At 62.0% G+C, this 337-nt stretch carries 1 protein-coding gene; it reads right to left on the reverse strand.

Annotated elements, in window-relative coordinates:
• A partial coding sequence (locus tag AB4Y35_RS42160) for a helix-turn-helix domain-containing protein (RefSeq protein WP_368692999.1) occupies positions 1-328 on the reverse strand: 328 nt, incomplete at its 3' end.
• Between the last annotated feature and the right edge of the window lie 9 nt (positions 329-337).

Genomic DNA, 337 nt, shown 5'->3' on the forward strand with positions numbered 1-337 from the left:
TGCTCCAGTGCGTCGAGCCGTCGGCCGGCTTGCGTCGCAGCGTGTAGTCGAGCACTCTCGCTTCAAGGCCCGCGAGGTCAGGTCGCGGCGCACGGCCTGGATGTCTGCCGTACAGGCCAGCAAGGCGCTCACTGGCGAAACGCGATTGCCACGTTGTGATGAAACGCGAATCGCATCGCAATTCGGCCATGATCGCCGCACGCGAGGCTCCTTCGTCGAGCAGCAGGATCAACCGTGCACGCCTCACCTCGCCAACGGCCATTGTGCGGCTGCGCTGCATCGACATCAGTTCTTCGCGCTCGGTTTCACTCAGATTCATTTTGCCCATGCACCATTA

This window comes from Paraburkholderia sp. EG286A (genome assembly GCF_040965375.1).
GTDB lineage: Bacteria > Pseudomonadota > Gammaproteobacteria > Burkholderiales > Burkholderiaceae > Paraburkholderia.